Source organism: Azospirillum rugosum (genome assembly GCF_017876155.1).
In the GTDB taxonomy this organism is placed as follows: domain Bacteria; phylum Pseudomonadota; class Alphaproteobacteria; order Azospirillales; family Azospirillaceae; genus Azospirillum; species Azospirillum rugosum.
This window is the reverse complement of the sequence record NZ_JAGINP010000003.1, coordinates 181,290-204,083: the sequence shown is the minus strand read 5'-3', so window position 1 is coordinate 204,083 and position 22,794 is coordinate 181,290. Positions and strand designations below refer to the sequence as shown.

Annotated in this window: 21 protein-coding genes; 7 read left to right on the top strand and 14 right to left on the bottom strand. The window is 67.8% G+C overall.

From position 1 onward, the window contains the following. Positions 1-7: 7 nt before the first annotated feature. From J2851_RS05810 to J2851_RS05800, 3 genes are all read right to left on the bottom strand, one after another. On the bottom strand, positions 8-718 hold the full coding sequence (locus J2851_RS05810; protein ID WP_209764883.1) for a response regulator transcription factor: 711 nt from the start codon (positions 716-718) through the stop codon (positions 8-10). A 425-nt stretch (positions 719-1,143) separates the two neighbouring features. After that, entirely contained in the window at positions 1,144-2,724 is a 1,581-nt protein-coding gene (locus J2851_RS05805) for a lipopolysaccharide biosynthesis protein (RefSeq protein ID WP_209764882.1), read from the bottom strand. A gap of 133 nt (positions 2,725-2,857) precedes the next feature. Continuing rightward, positions 2,858-4,078 (bottom strand): glycosyltransferase family 4 protein, encoded by a 1,221-nt coding sequence (locus J2851_RS05800; RefSeq protein ID WP_209764881.1) that lies wholly within the window; start codon positions 4,076-4,078, stop codon positions 2,858-2,860. A 679-nt stretch (positions 4,079-4,757) separates the two neighbouring features. Between J2851_RS05800 and J2851_RS05795 the strand changes: the two genes are divergently transcribed. Continuing rightward, positions 4,758-6,098: a UDP-glucose dehydrogenase family protein gene (locus J2851_RS05795; RefSeq protein ID WP_209764880.1), complete on the top strand. Its 1,341-nt coding sequence runs from the start codon at positions 4,758-4,760 to the stop codon at positions 6,096-6,098. Positions 6,099-6,179: 81 nt separating this feature from the next. Here the strand turns inward: J2851_RS05795 and gmd are convergent, their stop codons facing one another. From gmd to J2851_RS05775, 4 genes are all read right to left on the bottom strand, one after another. After that, positions 6,180-7,250: a GDP-mannose 4,6-dehydratase gene (gene gmd / locus J2851_RS05790; protein ID WP_307419043.1), complete on the bottom strand. Its 1,071-nt coding sequence runs from the start codon at positions 7,248-7,250 to the stop codon at positions 6,180-6,182. A gap of 113 nt (positions 7,251-7,363) precedes the next feature. Next, positions 7,364-8,332, bottom strand: a complete 969-nt coding sequence (gene fcl / locus J2851_RS05785) for a GDP-L-fucose synthase (RefSeq protein ID WP_209764878.1) — start codon at positions 8,330-8,332, stop codon at positions 7,364-7,366. Positions 8,333-8,461: 129 nt separating this feature from the next. Further along, complete coding sequence (locus J2851_RS05780; RefSeq protein ID WP_209764876.1) at positions 8,462-9,238, bottom strand: response regulator transcription factor; 777 nt, start codon at positions 9,236-9,238, stop codon at positions 8,462-8,464. Between the two features lie 778 nt (positions 9,239-10,016). Beyond that, a complete protein-coding gene (locus J2851_RS05775) occupies positions 10,017-11,771 on the bottom strand; it encodes a thiamine pyrophosphate-dependent enzyme (protein ID WP_209764874.1) in 1,755 nt (584 codons plus the stop codon). A gap of 169 nt (positions 11,772-11,940) precedes the next feature. Here J2851_RS05775 and J2851_RS05770 point away from each other — a divergent pair, with 169 nt between their 5' ends. Further along, positions 11,941-13,764: a glycoside hydrolase family 15 protein gene (locus tag J2851_RS05770; RefSeq protein ID WP_209764872.1), complete on the top strand. Its 1,824-nt coding sequence runs from the start codon at positions 11,941-11,943 to the stop codon at positions 13,762-13,764. A 164-nt stretch (positions 13,765-13,928) separates the two neighbouring features. Here J2851_RS05770 and J2851_RS05765 read toward each other — a convergent pair whose 3' ends face one another. Continuing rightward, on the bottom strand, positions 13,929-15,101 hold the full coding sequence (locus J2851_RS05765) for a BON domain-containing protein (RefSeq protein ID WP_209764870.1): 1,173 nt from the start codon (positions 15,099-15,101) through the stop codon (positions 13,929-13,931). 96 nt (positions 15,102-15,197) lie between these two features. Then, the gene (locus J2851_RS05760; protein WP_209764869.1) at positions 15,198-15,395 is read right to left on the bottom strand and encodes a CopZ family metallochaperone; all 198 of its coding nucleotides are present in this window, start codon (positions 15,393-15,395) and stop codon (positions 15,198-15,200) included. 162 nt (positions 15,396-15,557) lie between these two features. On the opposite strand from J2851_RS05760, the gene J2851_RS05755 reads away from it, so the two are divergent. The 4 genes from J2851_RS05755 to J2851_RS05740 all read left to right on the top strand — a co-directional run bounded on the left by J2851_RS05755 (position 15,558) and on the right by J2851_RS05740 (position 19,203). After that, positions 15,558-16,535, top strand: coding sequence for a radical SAM protein (locus J2851_RS05755; protein ID WP_209764868.1), 978 nt, complete (start codon positions 15,558-15,560; stop codon positions 16,533-16,535). A gap of 424 nt (positions 16,536-16,959) precedes the next feature. Continuing rightward, the gene (locus J2851_RS05750; RefSeq protein WP_209764867.1) at positions 16,960-18,525 is read left to right on the top strand and encodes a ribonuclease J; all 1,566 of its coding nucleotides are present in this window, start codon (positions 16,960-16,962) and stop codon (positions 18,523-18,525) included. A 57-nt stretch (positions 18,526-18,582) separates the two neighbouring features. Continuing rightward, positions 18,583-18,804, top strand: coding sequence for a hypothetical protein (locus tag J2851_RS05745; RefSeq protein ID WP_209764866.1), 222 nt, complete (start codon positions 18,583-18,585; stop codon positions 18,802-18,804). 63 nt (positions 18,805-18,867) lie between these two features. Continuing rightward, positions 18,868-19,203 carry a hypothetical protein gene (locus tag J2851_RS05740; protein ID WP_209764865.1) on the top strand — a complete coding sequence of 112 codons (336 nt, stop codon included), beginning with the start codon at positions 18,868-18,870 and terminating at the stop codon, positions 19,201-19,203. Positions 19,204-19,225: 22 nt separating this feature from the next. Here J2851_RS05740 and J2851_RS05735 read toward each other — a convergent pair whose 3' ends face one another. Then, positions 19,226-19,570 carry a hypothetical protein gene (locus J2851_RS05735; protein WP_209764864.1) on the bottom strand — a complete coding sequence of 115 codons (345 nt, stop codon included), beginning with the start codon at positions 19,568-19,570 and terminating at the stop codon, positions 19,226-19,228. 183 nt (positions 19,571-19,753) lie between these two features. Between J2851_RS05735 and J2851_RS05730 the strand changes: the two genes are divergently transcribed. Further along, the gene (locus tag J2851_RS05730) at positions 19,754-19,963 is read left to right on the top strand and encodes a hypothetical protein (RefSeq protein WP_209764863.1); all 210 of its coding nucleotides are present in this window, start codon (positions 19,754-19,756) and stop codon (positions 19,961-19,963) included. Positions 19,964-20,019: 56 nt separating this feature from the next. Here J2851_RS05730 and J2851_RS05725 read toward each other — a convergent pair whose 3' ends face one another. The 4 genes from J2851_RS05725 to exbD form a co-directional block, all read right to left on the bottom strand. Then, entirely contained in the window at positions 20,020-20,982 is a 963-nt protein-coding gene (locus J2851_RS05725) for a hypothetical protein (protein ID WP_209764862.1), read from the bottom strand. Positions 20,983-21,080: 98 nt separating this feature from the next. After that, entirely contained in the window at positions 21,081-21,272 is a 192-nt protein-coding gene (locus tag J2851_RS05720; RefSeq protein WP_209764861.1) for a hypothetical protein, read from the bottom strand. A gap of 259 nt (positions 21,273-21,531) precedes the next feature. Continuing rightward, the gene (locus J2851_RS05715) at positions 21,532-22,371 is read right to left on the bottom strand and encodes an energy transducer TonB family protein (protein ID WP_209764860.1); all 840 of its coding nucleotides are present in this window, start codon (positions 22,369-22,371) and stop codon (positions 21,532-21,534) included. Next, positions 22,368-22,790, bottom strand: a complete 423-nt coding sequence (gene exbD / locus J2851_RS05710; RefSeq protein WP_209764859.1) for a TonB system transport protein ExbD — start codon at positions 22,788-22,790, stop codon at positions 22,368-22,370. The genes J2851_RS05715 and exbD overlap by 4 nt, the downstream gene beginning before the upstream one ends. Between the last annotated feature and the right edge of the window lie 4 nt (positions 22,791-22,794).

Below are 22,794 nucleotides of genomic sequence, written 5' to 3'. Positions count from 1 at the left end.
GGCCCATTCATCCGTTGGCGATGTTCGTGGGGCTCGAAAACCGGGTGTGGGCCAGATAAGCGGCCTCCGTGCGGTTGGTCGCGCCCAGCTTTTTCAGCACGTTGCGCACGTGCGCCTTGGCCGTGTTCTCACACATGCCGAGCTTGTAGGCGATGATCTTGTTCGACTTTCCCTCGCGCAGGCAGTTCAGCACCGCCATCTCGCGCGGGGTCAGTCCTCCGATGTTGTCCATGTCCGCGTGACCGTCCGGCCCCTTCACCGTCTGCATCGGCATCGGCGCCAGCTTGTTCAGCGAGCTGGCCGGGATGAAGGTCCCGCCGGCCACCACGAGACGGATCGCCTCGAGCGCCACTCCGAGGCCGAGGCTCGACACGATGTAGCCGCGCACACCCGTGCGCAGGCATTCGAGGATCGTGACGATGTCGTCGGAATCGGAAATGACGATGAGCGGAATGTCTTGGAAGGCCGCCACGGCTTCCTGGATGGCCTGCGGCATGATCGGCCTGACGTCCCGCCCCGACCCGAAATTGCAGAGAATGGCGTCGATCCGGGAGAACTGCCGGGCCAACTGCCGGGCGTCGTCCAGTGACGGAACGGCGTGGACGGTGATGCCGCTGTCCAGAGCGCCGATGCTCAGGGCAAAGCAATCACGCGTCAGACTGTTCTCGTCGGCGAACAAGATTGTCAGCTTCGCTTGCGATGGCTGGTTCTCCACCATTTCTGCCTTCCTCCTTTGGCGTGCACATCCGCTGTCGGGCTGGGATTGCATCCGGGGCGTGATTGCTGTCGCTTGATGCCCACCGGGGCTGTAGGCCGTTAAGAACGGGTTCCAAGGACGCGGCAGCGCTTTCAGTCTCAATTTCCACCAATGCCCACTCGGCATTCGAAATGATGGAAGCGCGAAATCAGGTCATTAAAAAATTTTACCGAGTCACCGATAATAGATGAACCACATCACGCTACATAAATTCGGGCTATCCGTAAATCGGCATTTCGCAGGATGGCCAGTATCGGTTCACAGTGTCTGCGTACTGCTTAGAGGCATGAGTATCGGAAAATCTACTCTGACATCCTCCCTTTTGAGGAGTGGCCGGTCGGGGGATGCGGACGGCGGACCGTCCTGCTCCTGCTGTCGGCACGGCGTCATTGCCGAACGCGGCTCTTCAATTCCGCCAAAATGCCTCGCAAGTGATGAAGGTTCTGCCGCCCGACGGGGTGTGCGAGGTACGCGGCGCCATAAGACGCGAAGAAGGCCAAGCCGGCGATGCCCAGCGTGGCGATGGGGTTCGCCACGGCCACCATCCTGTGCACCGCCAGCGTGACGCCCGCCGCCGCCAGCGACGCCAGGCCCGGGACGCTGATCATGAGCAGGAAATCCCCCAACCGGATCGGCGTCCCACGGAAGCAGTAGGCGAGGCTCGGCAATTGGAGCAGGCAGAAGGCGGCGCTGTAGGCGATGCCGACGCCGATCGGCCCGTAGGGAAGCCCGAGGACGAAGGAGAGGGCGAAGATCGAACTGGCGATCACCGCCCAGCGGAGTTGCCGTTCCGCCCTCCCCAGGCTGGCGTACACCCAGTAGGTTGAGGAATTGAACGTGGCCGTGATCGCGACGGGACCGAGCGCGATGTAGATCGGCACAGCCTCGTGCCACTGTTTCCCGAACACGATGCCGATGACGAGTTCGGCCTCCACGATGCAGAACACGGCAATGGGCATTCCAAGGCTCGCCGTCAGGCAAACCGCGCGCAGGAAGTAGGCGCGATACTGGTCGGGATGGTCCTGAAGGCGGCTCAACGCCGCGATGATGATGCCGCTGACCGGATCGGTGATGTTCGCGATGGGCAACAGCACCAGGTTGTAGGCCCGGCTGTACAGTCCCAGGGCGACGTCACCCCAGTATTTGCCGATCAGAATGTTGTCCAGGTGACGGACGACATAGAAGATGACGGAGGACGCGACCATGTTGCCGCCGAAGGCCACCATCGACGCCACGCTGCGCAGGTTCCCGGGGCGGCCGGGTGTCCATCCGCTGACGATCCACAGCAGGGTGAGCCGGACGACGGCCTCCGTTCCGTTCATGACGACCAGCGCCCAGAAGCCGGCGCCGAACCAGGCGGACAGCAACCCGACGGCCACGCCCGTCACCATCGCGGCGGAATCGATGAAGGACAGGGCGACGAATTTCATCTGCCGCCTGAACAGGGCAAGATGCTGCGCGGCGAGGCCGCTCACGAGCAGGATCCCGGCGAAGGCGACGGTGATGTCGGTCAGCTGCGCGTTGCCGTAGAAGGACGCGACATATGGCGCGCCGACGGCGAGAAGCGCTGCGAGGACTCCGCTGGCCGTGGCGTTGATCCAGAACAGGGTGCTGATCTGCTGGAAGGTCACGGAGGCCTTCTGCACGGTCGCCGCCCCCAACCCGAGTTCCTGAAAGGCACTGGCGAACGCGACCACCGGAAGCACCATGGCCACCAGGCCGAAATCGGCCGGCGACAGCAGGCGCGCGATGACCACCATCGAGCCGAGCCGGACGAAAAGGCGCAACAGCTGAAGGGCAAGAACGAAGCCGCTCCCGTGGACGGACCGCGCCCTGATCTCGCCATTGGACACGTCCGCCACGGCGCGGTCCGGCATGGCCGAGCCGGAAACGTCGGTGATCGTCCCTTCGCCGTCGCCCTGCTCTCCAAGCGTGGTGCGTGCCGCGGGCGGACGTCGCCATGGCATCCGTGGCGAACGGAGGAACAGCGCTCGAAGCCTCACCCCCGCGTCGTTCCACCTCCAATTCAAGGAACCCTCCATGGCAATGGCAACGGCCCGCTGATCGGCCGGGAACGGCTCCCAGGGCCGAACCCGCCGGTCACGAGATTTTCCAGAGGGGCTTGCGATCGGTTGGGAGGAGGTCGCGCGACGCCGAGAGGAATCGCCGTTCCCGGCAGTAGATCATTGCGGTGCGCAAGGCATCCTTGGCGATCACGGGCAGGCGCGGAGCCTCTTCGCACGCGGACCGGCAGAATTGGGCCAGACGCGGAGCCACGACGTCGAGGGCGTGGTGCTGGAGGATGAAGTCGCGGCCGAACCGCCCGAGTTCGGTGCGCAGCGACGCATCCTCGGCAAGCCGGCAGATCGCATCCGAGAGACACTGATTTGACGGATCGCCGTCGCCGGTTCCGTACATCCCGGTGTAATGGAAGGTGGGGGCGGTGTCCGGAGAAAAGACCGCGGCGAACCCGCTCCATCCCTGGATGATCACCGGCTTGCCGATGGCCATGGCCCTCATGACCGATCCGCTCATGCCGATGACGATGTCCGCGGCCGCATAGGCCGGCCTCGGGTCGTCCAGCGGCCCGGTCAACACGACGGCGGAACGCCCCAATTCCGCGTTGACGTCGTCCGCCATGGCCTGGAGCCGGGACCGCGCCGTGCCGTCGCCGACGATCAACGCTTTCAGGGGCATGTGTCGGCCAAGCCGGCGAACGGCCTCGACCGTGCGTATGATCCCGTCGGCCTTCATGAACTCTGCCAGTCGCGACACGGTGACCAGCGTGATCTCGTCGTCGCGCACCCCGAACTGTTCCTTGAACGGGCGGGCGTCCACTGCGTCGGGCGCGTTCTGGACCACGTCCACCGGCGGCAACAGAAGTTCAGGCCGCTTCCAACCGGACTTTGCAGCCCGTTCGACCAGTTGCGGCGTCCCGAAGGTGGTCGGCACCGCCTTGGGAAGCACGCGGTTGAAATCGAACATCATGTCGGTGACGATCAACGGCACCTTCATGGGCAGGTGGGTCGCGTAATAGGCCTCCAGCCCCTGCCACCAGTCCCAGGCGTGGATCAGGTCCGGCTTTTCCTGCCGCACCAAGGCGCGAAGCTCCTGCATCCGCGTCGGCGAGGGATGCAGCCGGGCGTCCGGGGCCGCCACGTAGCGCAGTCCCTTTCGCTCGATCAGCGACAGCATCGGCCCCGGCGTGGCCCACAGGACGACGTCGAAGCCGTGCTGGTCCCGCAAGGCCGCCCCGAGTTCGATGGCGTTGAACTGCGTGCCACCGATTTCCAAGCGATGGGCAAAGATCAGGATTTTCATGGTGAATCCTTATGGAAGGGATCGCCGCCGCACATTCGGTGGCCCTTTGGCTGATTTTTCATGCTCCGGAACAGGAGACGGCGTGGAGGAACGCCCTTTCCGGCATCCTGTGGATCCTGGCCGCGGCCAAACCTCATTGTTGAGGAGTGTCAGCCAGCAACCGACGCGGCGCCATTCCTCACTTTGTTCGAATACGCATTGCGCATCATGAGCAGGGATGACCGGCCTCCGCCGAAGGGAGGATGTGCGCCCGGTCGTTGCGGTGATGCCGCGGCATCGGTCCGGCAATTCACAAAAATGCGTAGCGTCCCTATGCCGTATATGGACGGCCAAGTAATTCCATGAAGTCAATCGTTGTCGGAATGTGATTAGGACATCTGGACGACTTCTCCGTTCAGTTGGTGTTGTGCAAACATTCAGATCACATGGCCTTGACTGTGCTTCATCGGCGGGCGGCCTGGACGTGTGACGGCGCGGCCCCAGCGGAACAGCCCGGTGGCGCGGCCCGGTCAGGACGCCGCTTGCGCACAGGCCGCTGCGCGGAAACCACGAACGCACGGGTGTGCGGCACGCTCCCACCAGCCTCAGCCCCAGACATCACTCAACGACCGGATGCTGCCGGTCCTAAGCGGACGGACGGCTGGTGCGGCACGCGTGTAGAATAAGGAAAGGGGACTCCATGCGCGTTGCGATGATCGGCACAGGTTACGTCGGGCTGGTGTCCGGGGCCTGCTTTTCGGAATTCGGCGTCCACGTGGCTTGCGTCGACAAGGACGCGGGCAAGATCGAGCGCCTGAAGCGCGGCGAGATCCCGATCTACGAGCCGGGGCTGGACGACCTGGTGGCGCGCAACGTCGCCGCGGGCCGCCTGTCCTTCACCATGGACCTGAATGAGGCGATGCAGGGCGTCGACGCCGTGTTCATCGCCGTGGGCACGCCGACCCGCCGCGGCGACGGCCACGCCGACCTCTCCTACGTCTTCGGCGCCGCGGAGGAGATCGCCGCCAACCTCGACCGCTACACCGTGGTCGTCACCAAGTCGACCGTGCCGGTCGGCACCGGCCGCGAGGTCGAGGCGATCATCCGCCGCGTCCGCCCCGACTTTGCGCCTGGTGCCGACTTCGACGTGGCGAGCAACCCGGAGTTCCTGCGCGAAGGCTCGGCCATCGGCGACTTCATGCGCCCGGATCGCGTCGTCATCGGCGCCACCTCCGATCGGGCAGGCGAGGTGATGCGCCGGCTCTACCGGCCGCTCTACCTGATCGAGACGCCGATCGTGGTGACCTCGCTGGAGACGGCGGAGTTGACGAAATACGCGGCCAACACCTTCCTGGCGGCCAAGATCACCTTCATCAACGAGATCGCCGACCTGTGCGAGAAGGTCGGGGCGGACGTGCACGACGTCGCCCGCGGCATCGGGCTGGACGGGCGCATCGGCCGGAAGTTCCTGCACCCCGGCCCGGGCTACGGCGGCTCCTGCTTCCCCAAGGACACGCTGGCGCTGGTCCGCACGGCGCAGCAGATGGGCAGCCCCTTGCGCATCATCGAAACGGTGGTGGACATCAACGACAAGCGCAAGAAGCAGATGGCCGAGCGCATCATCGCCGCCTGCGGCGGGGTGGTGGACGGCAAGACCATCGGCGTGCTGGGCGTCACCTTCAAGCCCAACACCGACGACATGCGCGACAGCCCGGCCATTGACATCATCGCGGCGCTGCAGGCGGCCGGCGCCCACGTGCGCGCCTTCGATCCGGCGGGCATGGCGGAGGCGGCCAAGCTGCTGCCCGGCGTGGAGTGGACGGAAGACGCTTACGCCGCGCTGGACGGCGCTTCCTGCATGGCGATCCTGACGGAGTGGAACGAGTTCCGCGCGCTGGATCTGAAGCGGGTCAAGACGCTGCTGAAGCGGCCGGTCATGATCGACCTGCGCAACATTTACAATCCCGGCGACATGGCGAAGGCCGGCTTCAGCTACAGCTCCATCGGCCGGCCGGCGCACCCCGCCGAAGCACGGTCGTAACCGGAGCCAAGGACGGCACAGGATAAAAAATGCGGGCTGCGGACCGACCGGTCCGCAGCCCGCACGTCGTTGAAGCGCCCGTCAGTCGAACCGGTGCTTGGCGTAGTCCAGGCTGACCGCGAACTGGTGGAGGTCGGCGTCCACCATCTCATTGACCAGGTCGGTGAAGGTCGTGCCGTGTCGCCAGCCAAGCTCCCGGTGCGCCTTGGACGGATCGCCCAGCAGCAGATCGACTTCCGTCGGCCGGAAATAGCGTTCGTCGATGCGGACGAGCGGAGCGCCGGTGCTCGCGTCGTAGCCCTTCTCGTTCACGCCCTTGCCCCGCCATTCGATGGTCTTTCCGACGCGGGCGAAGGCCAGTTCCACGAACTCGCGCACCGAGTGGGCCTCGCCGGTGGCCAGGACGTAGTCGCCGCCTTCCGGCTGCTGCAGCATGCGCCACATGCCCTCGACATAGTCGCGGGCGTGGCCCCAGTCGCGCTTGGCGTCCAGGTTGCCGAGGTAGAGCACATCCTGCAGGCCGTGCTGGATGGCGGCGACGGCCCGGGTGATCTTGCGCGTCACGAAGGTCTCGCCGCGGATCGGGCTCTCGTGGTTGAACAGGATGCCGTTGGAGGCGTGCATGCCGTACGCCTCGCGGTAGTTCACCGTGATCCAATAGGCGTAGAGCTTCGCCGCCGCGTAGGGGCTGCGCGGGTAGAAGGGCGTCGTCTCGCGCTGCGGCGTCTCCTGCACTTTGCCGTAGAGTTCGGACGTGGAGGCCTGGTAGAAGCGCGTCCGTTCCTCCATCCCGAGGATGCGGATGGCCTCCAGCAGGCGCAACGTGCCGATCCCGTCGGCGTTGGCCGTGTATTCCGGCGTCTCGAAGCTCACCTGCACGTGGCTCTGGGCGGCGAGGTTGTAGATCTCGTCCGGCTGGACCTCCTGGACCAGTCGGATGAGGTTGGTCGCGTCGGTCAGGTCCCCGTAATGCATGAAGAAGCGAACGCCGCTTTCGTGCGGGTCCTGGTACAGGTGTTCGACACGGGCGGAATTGAAGGATGAGGAGCGGCGCTTGACGCCATGGACGATATAGCCCTTGTCCAGCAGGATTTCGGCCAGATAGGCACCGTCCTGCCCAGTAACACCGGTGATCAGCGCAGTCTTGCTCACGTTCGAATCCTCATGTTGCTGTGGAGCCGTGTGCTCCCCCGATGGATGTTCGGCACGAAAGCGTCGGAACGTTTGGACCATGGCGCCTTGGACCATGGCGCTGGCCAGCCTGATCATTCGGCCGCGGCGCGGACCAGTCCTTGGTTGAGAGCGGTCCGGTACCAGTCGCAGGTTTGGGCGATGCCGGTGCGCAAGTCCATGCGCGCGCGCCAACCAAGCCCTGCCAGCCGGCCGACATCCATCAGCTTGCGCGGGGTTCCGTCCGGCATCGACGCGTCGAACGAGAAGCGGCCGCGATAGCCGATGACGTCGGCGACGGTCTGGGCCAGCTCCGCGATGCTCACATCCGTGCCGGTGCCGACGTTCAGATGCTCCTCGCCGGAATAGTGGCGCAGCATGAAGACCAGGGCGTCGGCCAGATCGTCCACGTGCAGGAACTCCCGCCTCGGACGCCCGGTGCCCCACACCTCCACGGTCTCCTGCCCGTGCTCGACCGCCTCGTGGACCTTGCGGATCAACGCGGGCAGGACGTGGCTCGACGTCCGGCTGAAATTGTCGCCCGGCCCGTACAGGTTGGTGGGCATCGCGGATATGAAGTCGCAGCCGTATTGGCGCCGGTAGGCTTGGCAAAGCTTGATGCCGGCGATCTTGGCGATGGCGTACCACTGGTTCGTCGGCTCCAGGGGACCGGTCAGGAGGGCATCCTCCGTCATCGGCTGCGGCGCGAATTTCGGGTAGATGCAGGAAGACCCGAGGAACAGGAGCTTCCCGACCCCCGACCGCCACGCCGCGTGGATGATGTTCGTCTCGATCACGAGGTTGTCGTAGATGAACTCGGCGGGGTGGGTGTCGTTGGCATGGATGCCCCCGACCTTGGCCGCGGCGAGGATGATCGCGTCCGGACGGGTCTCCGCGATCCAGGTTTCGACGTCGGATTGCCGGCGCAGGTCGACGGCCGAGCGCTCCACGGTCAGGACGCTGCAACGCTCGCGGGCGAGCCGCCGGACGACGGCGGAACCCACCATGCCGCGATGCCCCGCGACCCAGACGCGGCGCCCGTGAAGGTCAAACATGGATGTCATCGCGAAGCCTTCGATCGATGCGCACGGAAGGCAGCCGTATGGAAGCGCCGTCCGTGCGTTGGGGACGCGGACGCAGGCTCGGCCGTCCTTCGTTGCGGGAAAATCGGTCAGGGCACCGTGATGCCCCGTTCAGTGCTCATGCTCCGACACATACCCGGAGCCGCTTTCGCCGAACAGGCTGGCGGTCAGGAAGGCGACCTGCGTGCGGTTGGTCGCCCGCAGCTTCTTCATGATGTGGCGCACGTGGACTTTGACCGTGCTCTCGCACATCGCCAGCTCGTGCGCGATGATCTTGTTCGGCGTGCCTTGGCGGAGGAAGGCCAGCACTTGCATCTGGCGGCGCGTGAAGCCGGGCATCGCGCTGTTGCCGGGCATGGCGTGGTCCGTCAGGCGCAGCGTGCTCCGCCGGCTCGTCTCCATGAGGGCGTAGGGCGGGGCGTAGATTCCGCCCGCCTGGACCAGATAGATCGCGCCGACGACGACGGGCAGCGAGATGCTCGTCGGGATGTAGCCACGGACGCCGCATTCCAGCGCTTCCGCGACGGCCTCGACCTCCTCGCGGTCCGAGATGACGATGACCGGGACGTTGGGGAATTCATCGTCGAGCCGGCCGAGATCGTCGGCGACACGCGGGTCCGACGTGTAGGCCGCTCCGATGTTCAGCAGGATGACGGACACATGATCGCCGTCGACATCGTGCATCCGCTTTTGGGCTTGCAAGGCCATGTCGACCGATGGAAGCGGGACGACGGACAGGCCCGGCAGATGGTTGGCCAGCCAGGCGGCGCTGCTCTCCAGCGTCATGGGCTTGCTGTCGATGACCAGAAGCGACGACCGGCGTGTGCCGACGGCGGAGTCATCTCCGCGCGCCATGGAGGAGGCCGACACGCCCCCTTTCGGAAACATTCTGATCGCCGATTCTTTTGTCATGTCTAGCCCCCCGATTCTAGAACGTGCCCGGCAATTCTGCCTGTGCTGTGCTTCCGACCGCTGCCGTGATTGGAATCCCCTTGCGCAACCTCGGCGGCCACATGGCGGCGCATCTCTTACGCCATGATCGTCCCGCTCCTGCGAATGGCTGAAGCGGCTGTGGACGGTACGGCGTCCCCTTGGAGTGCGAGTCCGTACGCGGCTTGGATAGGATTGGCCGAACCGGCCGCGGCATTGGCGCTCCGTGCCGCCCCGCTCAAGGATGCGCCCCGTTCAGCGCTGAAGACGATGATCCAGCAGCGAGCGGAATTGGACTTTATCAGAATGAAAATGGGCGTAAATGCGCAATACGACGCAAAGGGTCGCCCGGAGCCGGCTCGCGAATACCTATTCCGACACCAGGGTATCCGTCGCCTGCCTCTGGTCTTGGTGCCGACGGTACGTCCATGTGATGACGTCGCGAGCGACCGACCATCCACCCAAGAATGAAGGATATCTCCCAATGTCCAACAGGCGGGAGAGGGGGCACCACCGCAAGGCGGGTGTTTTTGTTGCGGCGCAACAGGCGTACCCCGCCAGGAAAATGGCGCTTCGACCCCTGAGACGATGAGCCGGACCGGTGATGCCGCAAGCTCCAACGCACAAAGCGAGGCGGCGTTCCGTGGAAAGAACGCCGCCCATCAAGCCGGTCAACAGCCGCCGGCATCGTCGCCCGTCACCCGGCCGGCAAGGCGACAGGCGGGAATCGGACGCCTCAGATGATCTCCCGCGCGCGGTCCTTGAAGACGGTGGCGGCGATCTTCAGCGCGTCCGGGGTGCCGCGCGCCAGCGCCTCCGCCAAATGCAGTGCCTGCTTGGCCTGGACCTTGGGCGGCATCGGCGGCTCGTTGGGATCGACGATGCAGTCCACCACCACCGGGCCGGGGTGGGCGAGTGCCGCGTCCAGCACGGCGCCGCAGTCCTTCGGGTCGGTGATGGTGAAGCCCTTGCCGCCGCAGGCCTCCGCCACCTTGGCGAAGTCGATGGGGTAGAGGTCGCAGACATATTCGGGGTTGCCGAGGAAGACCATCTGCTCCCACTTGATCTGGCCGAGCGAGCGGTTGTTGCTGATGATCACCTTGATCGGCAGCCCGTACTTCACCGCCGTGGCGAAATCGGCCATCAGCATGGAGAAGCCGCCGTCGCCGACGAAGGCCACCACCTGACGGTCCGGATAGGCGATCTGCGCCGCGATGGCGTAGGGCAGGCCCGGCGCCATGGAGGCGAGGTTGCCGGACAGCGTGTGCATCTGCCCGCGCTTGGCCGGAATCTGCCGCGCCCACCAGGTCGCGATGGTGCCGCTGTCGCAGGCGACCAGCGCCGTGTCGGACAGGCGCCTGCCCAGCTCCCACGCGACGACCTGCGGCTTCATCGGCGTGTCGGTGCGCGTCCCCCGCTCCTCCATCAGTGTCATCCACTCCGCCTTGCCGGCCTGCGCCTTTTGCAGGAAGGAGCGGTCGGGGTGCGGCTTCACGCGGTCGATCAGGATGTCCAGCGCCAGCCGGCAGTCGCCGACCATCCCGGCCTCCACCGGGTAGCGCAGGCCGATGCGGGCGGCGTCGATGTCGATCTGGATGGCGCGGGCCTGCCCCGGCTTCGGGTAGTATTCGATGTAGGGGAAGGTCGACCCGGCGATCAGCAGCGTGTCGCAGGTCTCCAGCGCCTCCTGCGACGGCGCGGTGCCGAGCAGCCCGACCTGCCCCGTGGTGAAGGGGCTGTCGTCCGGAACCGCCGCCTTGCCCAGCAGCGCCTTGACGATGACGGCGCCCAGCTTGTCGGCCAGCCGCTCCAGCTGGTCGGTGGCGCGCAGCGCGCCCTGGCCGGCCAGGATGACGACGCGCTGCCCGGCGTCCAGGATCTCCACGGCGCGCCGGGTCTGCTCCTCCGACGGGACGGGCAGCTCCGGGGCGAACAGGTCGGTGTTGTGGCCCTTGACGTTGCGCGGCGCCCGCATGTCCTCGTCGACCGTCTGGTCCTGAAGGTCCACGGGCATGGTGATGTGGGACACACCGCGGTGGGCCAGCGCCGTGCGGCAGGCCAGCGTCGTGATGTTGCGGACGTGCGCCGCCCCCATGATGCGCTGGTTGTACAGCGCGACGTCCTGGTACAGCTTGTCCAGCTCCACATCCTGCTGGGTGTAGGTGCCGACAAGGTCGTGGAACTGCAACCCGGTGATGGCGAGCACCGGCTGGTGGTCCAGCTTTGCGTCGTACAGCCCGTTCAGCAGATGGATGCCGCCCGGCCCCGACGTGGCGATGCAGACGCCCAGCTTCCCGGTGTACTTGGCATAGCCGCAGGCCATGAAGGCGGCGGCCTCCTCGTGGCGGACCTGGACGAAGCGGATCTCGTCCTTGCGCTTGCGCAGCGCCTCTATGATGCCGTTGATGCCGTCGCCGGGGATGCCGAAAATCGTGTCCACGCCCCAGTTCACCAGCACGTCCACCAGGACGTCGGACGCGGTGCTCGCCATGGGTGTCTCCGTCTTATCGGGTCGGAAGGAAAAGGCTTTTCTGGGCCAACCCGCCGGGACGCGACCGGTTCCATGACAAGTCGTTCATGGCCTTACCGGCGCGGAACCCGTCGGTGCCGGCCGTCGTTGCAGGCGTTGCACGTTCGACAAACCACTTTCGGGTGCTTTCATGCCGTCCCGGATCGAGGACTACGCCCTGTTGGGAGACTGCGAGACCGCGGCCCTGGTGTCGCGGGACGGCTCCATCGACTGGCTGTGCTGGCCGCGCTTCGATTCCGAGGCCTGCTTCGCCGCCCTGCTGGGCACGCCGGAGCATGGCCGTTGGCAGCTGCGCCCCCATAACGCCAGCAGCGACGCCGGCGCCAAACCGGTCCGCCGTTATCGCGGCGACAGCCTGGTCCTGGAAACGGAGTACGAGACGGCCGAGGGCGCCGTGACGGTGGTGGACTTCATGCCGCCGCGCGGGCAGGCGTCGGACATCGTCCGCATCGTGCGCGGCCGCCGCGGCCGGGTGCCGATGCGCATGGAGATGACCATCCGCTTCGACTACGGCTGCACGGTGCCCTGGGTGTCGCGCGTTGGCCCGCAAACTCTGCGCGCCGTCGCCGGCCCGGACATGGTGACGCTGCGCACGCCGGTGCTCTTCCGCGGCGAGGGGCTCTGCACCGTCTCCGACTTCACGGTGGGGGAGGGGGAGAGCGTCCCCTTCGTGCTGACCTATTCCCCCTCGCACCTGCCGCCGCCGGAGCCCGTCGACCCTGAGGCGGCACTGTGCGACACGCTCCAGTTCTGGGACGACTGGTGCGCGCGCTGCACCTTCGAGGGGCCCTGGCGCGACGCGGTCATTCGCTCCCTGGTGACGCTGAAGGCGCTGACCTACCGGCCGACCGGCGGCATCGTCGCCGCCCCGACGACCTCCCTGCCGGAGAAGCTGGGCGGCGTGCGGAACTGGGACTACCGCTATTGCTGGCTGCGCGACGCCACGCTGACCCTGCTGGCCCTGATGAACGCCGGCTTCTACGAGGAGGCGCAGGACTGGCGGGAATGGCTGATGCGCGCCGTCGCCGGCAGCCCGAACCAGATCCAGATCATGTACGGCATCGGCGGGGAACGGCGCCTCCAGGAATGGGAGGTGCCCTGGCTGCCGGGCTACGAGGGCGCGTCGCCCGTCCGCATCGGCAACGCCGCCGCCGGACAGCTCCAGCTCGACATCTACGGCGAGCTGATGGACGCCGTGCACCAGGCGCGCCTGGGCGGCCTTGGGGTCACCGACCAGGGCTGGAGCCTGCAATGCGCGCTGATCGACCATCTGGCGACGGTCTGGAACCAGCCGGACGAAGGCATCTGGGAGGTGCGCGGCCAGTCGCGCCACTACACCCATTCCAAGGTGATGGCCTGGGTCGCGGTGGACCGCATGCTGAAGAGTGCCCGGAAGTTCGGGCTGAAGGCGCCGCTCGACCGCTGGCGGGCGCTGCGCGACGCCATCCACCAGAACGTCTGCGAGCACGGCTTTTCGCCGGAGATGAACAGCTTCGTCCAGTATTACGGGGCGAGGCACGTCGACGCGGCGCTGCTCGCCATCCCGCTGGTCGGCTTCCTGCCCATCACCGACCCGCGCGTGGAAGGCACCATCGCTGCCGTGGAGAAGCACCTGCTCCAGGACGGCTTCCTGCTCCGCTACCGGACGGAGGAGGCCGACGACGGCCTGCCGGACGGGGAGGGGGTGTTCCTTCCCTGCACCCTGTGGCTCGCCGACGCCTACGTCCTCCAGGGACGGCGGGACGAGGCGGTGGCCCTGTTCGAGCGCGTTCTCGCGCTCTGCAACGACCTGGGGCTCCTGTCGGAGGAGTACGACACCAAGGCCAAGCGTCTGGTCGGCAACTTCCCCCAGGCCTTCTCCCACATCGCCCTCGTCACCACCGCCCACAACCTGACCCGCGGCGCGAAACCCGCGAAGCAGCGCACTCAGACGAACGGGAATGGGGGGAAGTAGCCAAATATCACCCTCTCCCTGCTCCGCAGGGAGAGGGAAGGGGCCCACGCCTCCGGCGTGGGAAGGGTGAGGGCTAGGTTCCACGGGAACACCTTGCCCTCACCCTCCCGCCGCTCCGCGGCGGGCCCCTCCCTCTCCCAGCAGGGCTGGGAGAGGGTCTCACATCAGCGCGCCGTGCCCATGCGCGTGGTGCTGGCGGTCGTCGTGCCGGTGGTCCCGGCGGTGCCGCTCATGCTGCCCAGGCCGGTGCCGGTGGTGCCGAGGCCGGCCATGGCCGAGGCGCCCGCCGTCGTGCCCGCCGTCGTGCCGCTGCCGCCGTAGCTCTGCTGGCGGACGCGCAGGTTGTTCTGCACGTGCCGGACGCCGGAAATGGACTCCACGACGTCCTCGGCCCGGCGCTTGGTCCGGCGGTCGTCGACGGTGCCGGACAGCGTGACCTCGCAGTTGCTGACGGTCACGTCGATTTCTGACGCGTCGATGTAGGGATCGTCGGTCAGGCGGTCGCTGACGTCCTCCCGGATCCGCTCGTCGGAGCGGGCGTAGCCGCGCGGGCCGCGGCCGCGGTGATGCTCGGCGCCGCGGTCGCCGCGCTGGGCGTCCATCCGGCGGCGGCGCTCCGCGTCGTCATCGCCGAACCAGGAGGCCATCTCGTCGCCGGCGCGCTCGAAGAAGCCGCGGTCCTGGTCGCCGCGGTAATCCCGGCTGCGCCCATAGTCGGAGGATCCCCGGTAGTCGGAGCTGCGGTAATTCGACCGGCCGAAGCCGCCCATACCGCTGCCCATTCCGCCGCCCATGCTGCCGCCCATCCTGCCCATGCCGCCGCGCGAGCCGTAGGAACCGCCGAAATCCTGGCCATAGTCGCCACGGGACTCGTAATCGGCCCCGTAATCGCGGGAGCCATAGCCGCGGGAGCCATAGTCCTGGCCGAAGGAGCCCCGATCCCGGCCGCCGTAACCCTGGCCGCCGAAGTTGCGTCCACTATACCCTTGGCTGCCGGACCCTTGGCCGCCGTAGCTCTGGCCGCCATAACCCTGGCTGCTGTAATCCTGGCCACCGAAGTCACGGCTGCCGTAATCGCGGCCGCCGGCGGTTTGGCCGAACCCGCCGCGCCCCTCCTCCTGCCGCCAGTAATCGCGGCCATAGTCGTAGCCTTCGCGGCCGGATCCTTCATAGCCGTAGCCGGGCTGACGCCCACCACCGCTCATGCTGTCGCGCCCGGAGCGGCCGTAATCCTCCCGGCCCCAGCGCTGATCCTCGTTGCGCCCGCGGTCGCTCCAGCGATCGTCATCGCGCCGGTAGCCCTGGTCGTTCCTCCAACGGCTTTCATAGTCTGCCATGGGTTGATCTCCCGAATTCGTTATGGTCCGTTTCTGCGGAGCCCGTTTGCCGGGCGTGCCCAGACAACAGGGGCAGCGCGGAAGGGTCGCGCCGGCTTATGCGTCCGCCACTTCGTAGCCAGCCTCCGTGATGGCGCGGGTCAGCATCATCGGGTCGGCCTTGCCCTCCACGGTGACCTCGCCGCGGTCCAGGTCGACCAGCGCCCGCTCCACCTCCGGCATCGCCTCCAGCGCGCGGGTCACGGTCTGGGCGCAGTGCCCGCAGGTCATGCCCTTCACCTTCAGGGTGTACATGTCGCTCTCCCTTCTGCTGACTGACGCAACCGTTCCCCGCCGGGGGCGGTTCCCGGCCGCACCCGGCACACGCTCTTGTGAGTGGCGGCGGCCCGCGACCGGCCCATCTTCACTCGACCGACCGACCCGGACCACACAACGAAGACCGCCACAGGATTCAGGATGACGCTTGCCGCCCCGCCCGCCACACGGGCCAAATTCACCGATCCCGACTGGACCGCGAAGGGGGAGCGGCGGGCGAGCGTACCGCTGAGCGGGCTGGAGACTCTGTGGTTCAACACCGGCAGCCTGTGCAACATCACCTGCGGGCACTGCTACATCGAATCCAGCCCGCGCAACGACCGGCTGGCCTACCTGGAACCGGCCGACGTCCTGCCCTTCCTGGACGAGATCGCGGCGGACGGGCTGCCGGTGCGGGAAATCGGCTTCACGGGCGGGGAGCCCTTCCTGAACCGGAGCATGGCGGAACTGGCGGGCCTGTGCCTCGACCGCGGCTTCCGCGTGCTGGTCCTGACCAACGCCATGCGCCCGATGCAGCGCCCCGCGGTGCGCGCCGCGCTGTCGGCCCTGCGCGAGCGCCACGGCGGCCGGCTCCAACTGCGCGTCAGCCTGGACCACCACAGCGCGGCGCTGCACGACCAGGAGCGCGGCGCGGGCAGCTTCGCCAAGGCGATGGCCGGGTTGGGGTGGCTGGTCCGCGAGGGCTTCTCCGTCACCGTGGCCGGCCGCACCCGCTGGGGCGAGGACCAGGCCGCAATGCGCGCCGGCTACGCCCGCCTGTTCGCGGAACATGGCCTTGCCCTCGACGCCGCCGACCCGCACGCGCTCGTCCTGTTCCCGGAGATGGACGAGACGGCCGAGGTGCCGGAGATCACCACCGCCTGCTGGGGCATCCTGAATCTCCGGCCGGACGCGATGATGTGCGCCTCCAGCCGCATGGTGGTGAGGCGCAAGGGGGCGGAGCGCGCCGTCGTCCTGCCCTGCACGCTTCTGCCCTACGACCCCCGCTTCGAGATGGGCAACAGCCTCGCCGAGGCCGCGCGCGCCGATGGCGGGCAGTTCGACCACGGGGCGGTCAAGCTGAACCACCGCCACTGCGCGAAGTTCTGCGTGCTCGGCGGCGGGTCCTGCTCCGCCTGACACATGCGCATCCCCTTATAAACCCGCCCTTATAAACCCGCTGCAGGGCAGCCATGCCGATCGTCGTCGCCGCTCTTGTCGCCGTCCCTTGAAACATCCGTTGCGAGGCGCATATAAGCTCGGTCGCTGGAAAACGGCCGTTGTAACCGACGGTACTTTTCGGCGATCTCCCTTCCGAGCCGTTTTTTCGGTTGCGCTGCCCGGTCCTCGACCTGTATTCGGTCGTTGACTAAAGCCTGCGCCTGAATTATTGGCTCGAAACCCCTCCTCCCCGGCCCCCGCGTCGGCAGGCTGCCTCGACACCTCCCCAGTGTCATGGCGCCGCTGACCAGACCGGGGAGGTCCAGATCCGCATCGACACGCGATGCACGCCCGTCCGGCAGCGTTGAATGCCGGCACAGAGAGTGACGAAGCAGAAGGTCGTATGACGTTTGACAATAAGCGCCGCCGTGCGGCGCCGAAGGGCGGAGTCCGCCCCCAGTTCCCGCACCGCCCGCATGAGCACGGCGGCGCCGGCAACAACAACAAGAACCGTGCGCCCCTGAAGCGCACCCCCTCCGGACCGCCTCCCGGCCCGGTCCCCGGTGACGACGAGATCCTGTTCCTCCCCCTGGGCGGCTGCTCGCGCATCGGCATGAACATGGCCCTCTACGGCCATGCCGGGAAATGGCTGATCGTGGACGCCGGCGTCGCCTTCATGGGCGACGAGGCGCCGGGCATCGACAGCCTGATGGCCGACCCCTCCTTCATCGAGGAGCGGATGGACGACGTCGTGGGCTTGGTCGTGACCCACGCGCACGAGGACCACATCGGCGCCATCCACCATCTGTGGCCGCGCCTGGAGTGCCCCATCTACGCCACCCCCTTCGCCGCGCACGTCATCCGCGACCGGCTGAAGGAGACGGGCGCCCTGCGCCACGTCCGCATCCGGGTGTTCGAGCCGGGCGCGTCCTTCAACGTCGGCCCGTTCGGCGTGGAATCGATCACCGTCACCCACTCGATCCCCGAGCCGGTGTCGCTGGCGATCCGCACCAAGGCCGGCAACGTGCTGCACACCGGCGACTGGAAGTTCGACCCGAACCCGCTGGTCGGCCCGACCATGGACGTCGCCGCGCTGAAGCGGCTGGGCGACCAGGGCGTGCTGGCGATGATGTGCGACAGCACCAACGCCAACGTGGACGGCACCACCGGGTCGGAGGCGGACGCCCGCGCCGGCCTGATGGAGGCCTTCCGCGGCCGCAAGGGCGCCATCGCGGTGACCGGCTTCGCGTCCAACGTGGCGCGTATGCAGGCGGTCGCTGAGGCAGCGAAGGCGAACGACCGCAAGGTCGTGCTGGTCGGCCGCTCCATGCTGCGCATGGAGAAGGCGGCCCGCGCCAGCGGCTACCTGGAAACCGCGCCGGAGTTCATCTCCATCATGGAGGCGTCCTGGACGCCGCGCCGGAACCTCGTGTTCCTGTGCACCGGCAGCCAGGGGGAGGAGCGCGCGGCGCTCAGCCGGCTCGCCCGCGACGCCCACCGCGAGCTGTGGCTGGAATCCGGCGACACAGTGATCTTCTCCGCCCGCGCCATCCCCGGCAACGAGGCGACCCTGGAAGACATCCAGAGCCACCTCAAGGCCAAGGGGGTGGACGTGGTAACCCCGGCCGACGCGCCGATCCACGTCTCCGGCCACCCGAAGCGGGACGACCTGGTCCGCATGTACGACCTGGTCCGGCCGCGCTTCGCGGTCCCGGTGCACGGCACGATCGAGCATCTGGAGGCGCACGCCCGCCTCGCCCGCGCCTGCGGCGTGGACCGGGCGCTGATCCCGGAGGATGGCGACATCCTGCGGATCGCCAAGGAAGGCACCGCGGTGGTCGGCCACATCGAGGCCAAGCGCCTCGCCAACAATGGGCGGGAGCTGGTCCCCTGGGCCGGCCTGCCCGAAGAGACGGAGGCCGTGGAGGCTTCCGCCGCGGCCAGGATCACGACAAGGGTGGCCGCCTGAGGCGGCCGTCCGAATCCCCCGGACGATTTTGAAGGCGATCCTCGAAGGAGGAGGATCATGGCACAACAACACCTGACCTGGTCGTTCACGACCCCGCTCCGCATGGCACTGGAAGGCGCCGACCGGAGCATTACGTTGCAGTATAAGGCCGCCGGAGTCCGGAGTGGCTGGGCCGTCGTCGTCGACGGACGGCCCGCCGCCACTTACCCGGACCTGTGCACGGCCCAGGACCAGGCCTTGCGCCTCGCCCGCCAGTCACCCCTGCAGGAGGCCGCCTGACGCCGACGAACGGACCGTTCGTCCGCGGCGGGCCTTCCTGCCTTTGACACCGGAGAGTTGCCCATGGCTGGCTATCCCGATCCCGCCGACCGGCTTTCCTTCCCCGACATCCTCGACCCGGTCCTCGACGCCCCGGCGGACGACGACGACGCGCTCGACGAGGCCATCAACGCGGTGGCGGAGGCGCTCGCCGACAGCGGCACGCTGATCGTCGACGCGCTGGGCCGCGCCGCCTACGGCGTGACCGACGAGGAGGCCGTGCTCGGCCTGATCGACACCTACATCCGCGTCCTGCTCCACCTCGGCGAGGTCGAGGAGGCGGCGGAGCTGGGCGACGTCATCGAGCGCATCCACCGCTTCCAGACCCGCCGCAAGCGCCGCGGCTCGCACACGGCGTGACACGCGTCACACCGGCGGCCCATCACACCGGCGGAACAGCCTCGCCGCCGGTCAGCCCCCCAGTAAGCCAGCGCGTCGCCAGCGCGCGCAGGCGGCTCGTCTGCTGCCGCTGGCGGTGGGTGGACACCGCGTAGGCCGCCCCGGTGAAGCCGACGATCACCACCCAGAATCCCAGCAGGTAGCGCCAGTCCGCGCCGGCCGTCAGCAAAACCAGCAAAATCAGCGTCACCACCGCCACGGCCACCCAGCAGACGATGCGGGTGCGCCGGAAGGCGGATTCGTCGCTGCGCTCAAAATCCTCCGCCAGGGCCTGGATTTCCAATCCGGCCTGCCGCCGGGCCTCGGCAACGGGGTCCAACGCGTCCATGGGGCCTCTCTTCCGGTCCGCCGACATGGCGGGTTGTCACATTCGCCTGTCATGAACGGCGGAACCGGCGCAACGGTTTCCCGTGCCGGGAGGATGGACCGTGCGCGCGGGTGCCGTAAGGATAACGGCCTTGACTGATATTGTTTGGGTCACCAACTTTTTACAAAAGCTAGGGAGGTCCAGATGCCAGTTGCCAAGGAAGCCGCGGAAGCCGCCCGTGACCGTTACTTGTCGACCCTGAGCCAGTTGCCGGGCATGGATCGCGTCGAGGTCGCCAAGGTCGACGACGGCTATGCCCTGTCGGTCCGCTTCCGGTCCGGCGTCCCGGCCGACCTGCCGCGCGACCTCGACGGCGTTCCGGTCGTCAGCGAATCCGCCGACAGGCCGTCATAAGCAAAAGGCCGGGTGGAGCGCCGGCGAAGGCCCTCCACCCAGCCTGCACCGTCAGCTCATTCCGCGCCGACGCACAGCCGCGCCGGCTCGCCGAACCGGTCGAGCGCCTGGAGAAGGGCGTCGTCGAACACCTCCTCCTTTTCCGTGAAATAGTCGAAATAGCCGTAGTGCCGACGCAGCGGCAGCTCCGTCAGGCTGCGGATCCGATAGGCGGGGTCGTTCAGCGTGCCGCGCTCCATCAGCTCGATCACGCGGCGCAGCCGCGCCACCTCGGCCTTGTAGGAGTTCGCGAACCACTGGCGGATCTTCCAGTTCTCGACCTCCAGCTGGTTGCGCGGCACCGGGCCCAGCCACGAGACGGGGAAGGGGGCGGCGACCGTCACCTCGTCGAACCCATGCAGTTCCGCCAGGATGACGCTGCGGTGATAGGCGCCGTCGATCAGCCCGCCCGGCGCCTCCTCGAAGCCGTAGAGGTAGAGCCAGAGCGCGCTCTCCACCGCCTCCGCCGTGATGTCCTCCAGCCCGACCTCGCCGGCCATCAGCCGCTTGGCGGCGGGGTTGCCGTGCAGGATGCCCTCGCCGGCGCGGAAGTCGTAGGTGTTGAACACCACGCCGACCTCGGCCTCGTTCAGCGTCCGGGCGACCTCCGCGACCGTGTCGGGGTCGCGCACCGGGGCGTACTGCCGCGCGGGCATCAGCCGCTCCAGCATGGCGTCCGGCGACAGCGGCACGTCCAGCCAGCGCCGGGCGTGCTCCTGGATCGTCGGGCGGAACACCCCGCTGTGGCCGAACATGGCCGTCCGCCAGGCCTGGAGCAGCCCGCCGGAGGCACCCTTGTGGTTCAGGAGCAGGCTGCGCACGTCCTCGCCGCGCAGCCATGAGGCCAGCACGACGATCTGTCCGGAGGTCACCGTGAACAGGTCGGGCATCACGTCCAGGCGCCCCAGCGCCGTCAGCACGCCCGCACCATGCAGGTTGAAACCTCCGAAGCCGCCCAAGGCGACCGCTCGTCTCTCCATCGTTGAAACTCCACACATGAAAACAAAAGGCCCACGCGGCACCGCTTGCGCGGCCCGCCGTCGGGCGTACACCGTGATGTTGAAAGAATGGACGGGCGCTATGCCCGCCGCGCACCCGCCGTCCCAGGGGCGATGGCGCTCAAGGCGGCCCTCAAGCTGCCGAACGCCGCGCCCATGCGGCGGATCAGGGAACGGATATGCGCTGCCCGTAACGCCGCGGCCTTGCGGCGGATCAGGCGCGCGTCACGCTGCGTTGGAAGGGCGGACGCGAAGCTGGAAGGCGTGTTCATCAGAGACCTCCTCAAAGGATTGAGAAGGCGTCTCCCCCAGGAGATTGGGTTCTTGTTTTTTGCTGCACTGCACAAGGTGGGTCAGGGGCTCTGCCCTGTCAAGCTGGGACTCCGAAATGCCCCAGGACCATCACATTTGGCCGTTCAACCCTCTCCCCTCTGGGGAGAGGGGAGGGTGAGGGGGCCCCGACACCTTGGTACGTCCGGCAAAAGCGCAACCCCCTCACCCTAACCCTCTCCCCAGAGGGGAGAGGGGATTTCACCGCATCACGAACTGCACGGGCACGACCAGCTCGATCCGGTCCTGCGCCATTTCCGGCGGCGGGGCGGGCAGGGGGGAGGCGCGTTCGGCCAATGCCACCGTTTCCTCGTCCAGCGCCTCGATGCCAGAGCTTTTCTCCAGCCGCGCCGACAGCACCTTGCCCGACCGGTCGATGACGATGCGGACCTGCGGCACGCCCTGCTGGCGGCGCAGCTGGGCGCTGCGGGGGTAGCGCTTGTGCCGCTCCAGGTGGCCGAGCACGAGCCCCTGCCACGTCGGCACCGCCGTGCTGTTCCGCGCGACCGCGGGGGCCGGCGACGGGGAGGACGCCACGGCCGGGGCGGAAGGGGCGGTCTGGGCGGTGGTCGCCTGCGGCGGGGTCGGCGCCGGCTTCACTTGCGCCTGCGGCTTCGGCGGCGTGACCTTCGGCGGCTGCGGCTTGGGCGGCTCCTTCGGCTTGGGCTTCGGCTTGGGCGGTTCGGGAAGCGAGACCTCGGCCGGAACCGGCGGGGGCGGCTCGGGCTTCACCTCCGGGATCGGCTCCGGCTCCACCACGGGTTCGGGCTCCGGCGGTTCGATGACCGGTTCGGGCGGCGGTTCGGGCTCCGGGATAATCGGTTCCACGGCGGGCGGCGGCGGGGCGATCTCGGGCAGCGGTGCCAAGTCCAGCATGACCGCGGGGGGCGGGGCCGCAGCCTCGTCCATGGCCACGCGCCAGGACATGGCGCCGATCCCGACCGCGGCGTGGGCGCCCAGCACCAGCAGAAGGCTGCCGCCCCAGCGCGCCAGAGGCCGGCCGTCGCGCCCGTCCTCATCGTGGAAGGGCGCCGCGCTCATTTGGCGGCCGAGCCGTCAAGGCCGACCAGCGCGATCTTCAGGTAGCCGGCGGCGCGCAGGTCGTTCATCACCTCGGTCAGCGCGCCGTAATCCACGCTGCGGTCGGCCCGCAGGAAGACGCGGGCGCCCTTGTCGCCGCCGGTCACGCCGTCCAGCGCCGCGGCGAGCTGGCCGCGCGCCACCGGCGCGTCGCCCACGGACAGGGAATGGTCGCCCTGGATGGTCAGGAACAGCGGCTTGTCGGGGCGGGGCTGCGGCTGCGCGGTGGAGGCCGGCAGGTCCACCGGCACGTCCACCGTCGCCAGCGGGGCCGCCACCATGAAGATGATCAGCAGCACCAGCATCACGTCGATGAAGGGCGTGACGTTGATGTCGTGGCTCTCGGACAGGTCGTCCCCGTTGTCCAGACGCGCCGCCATCGCC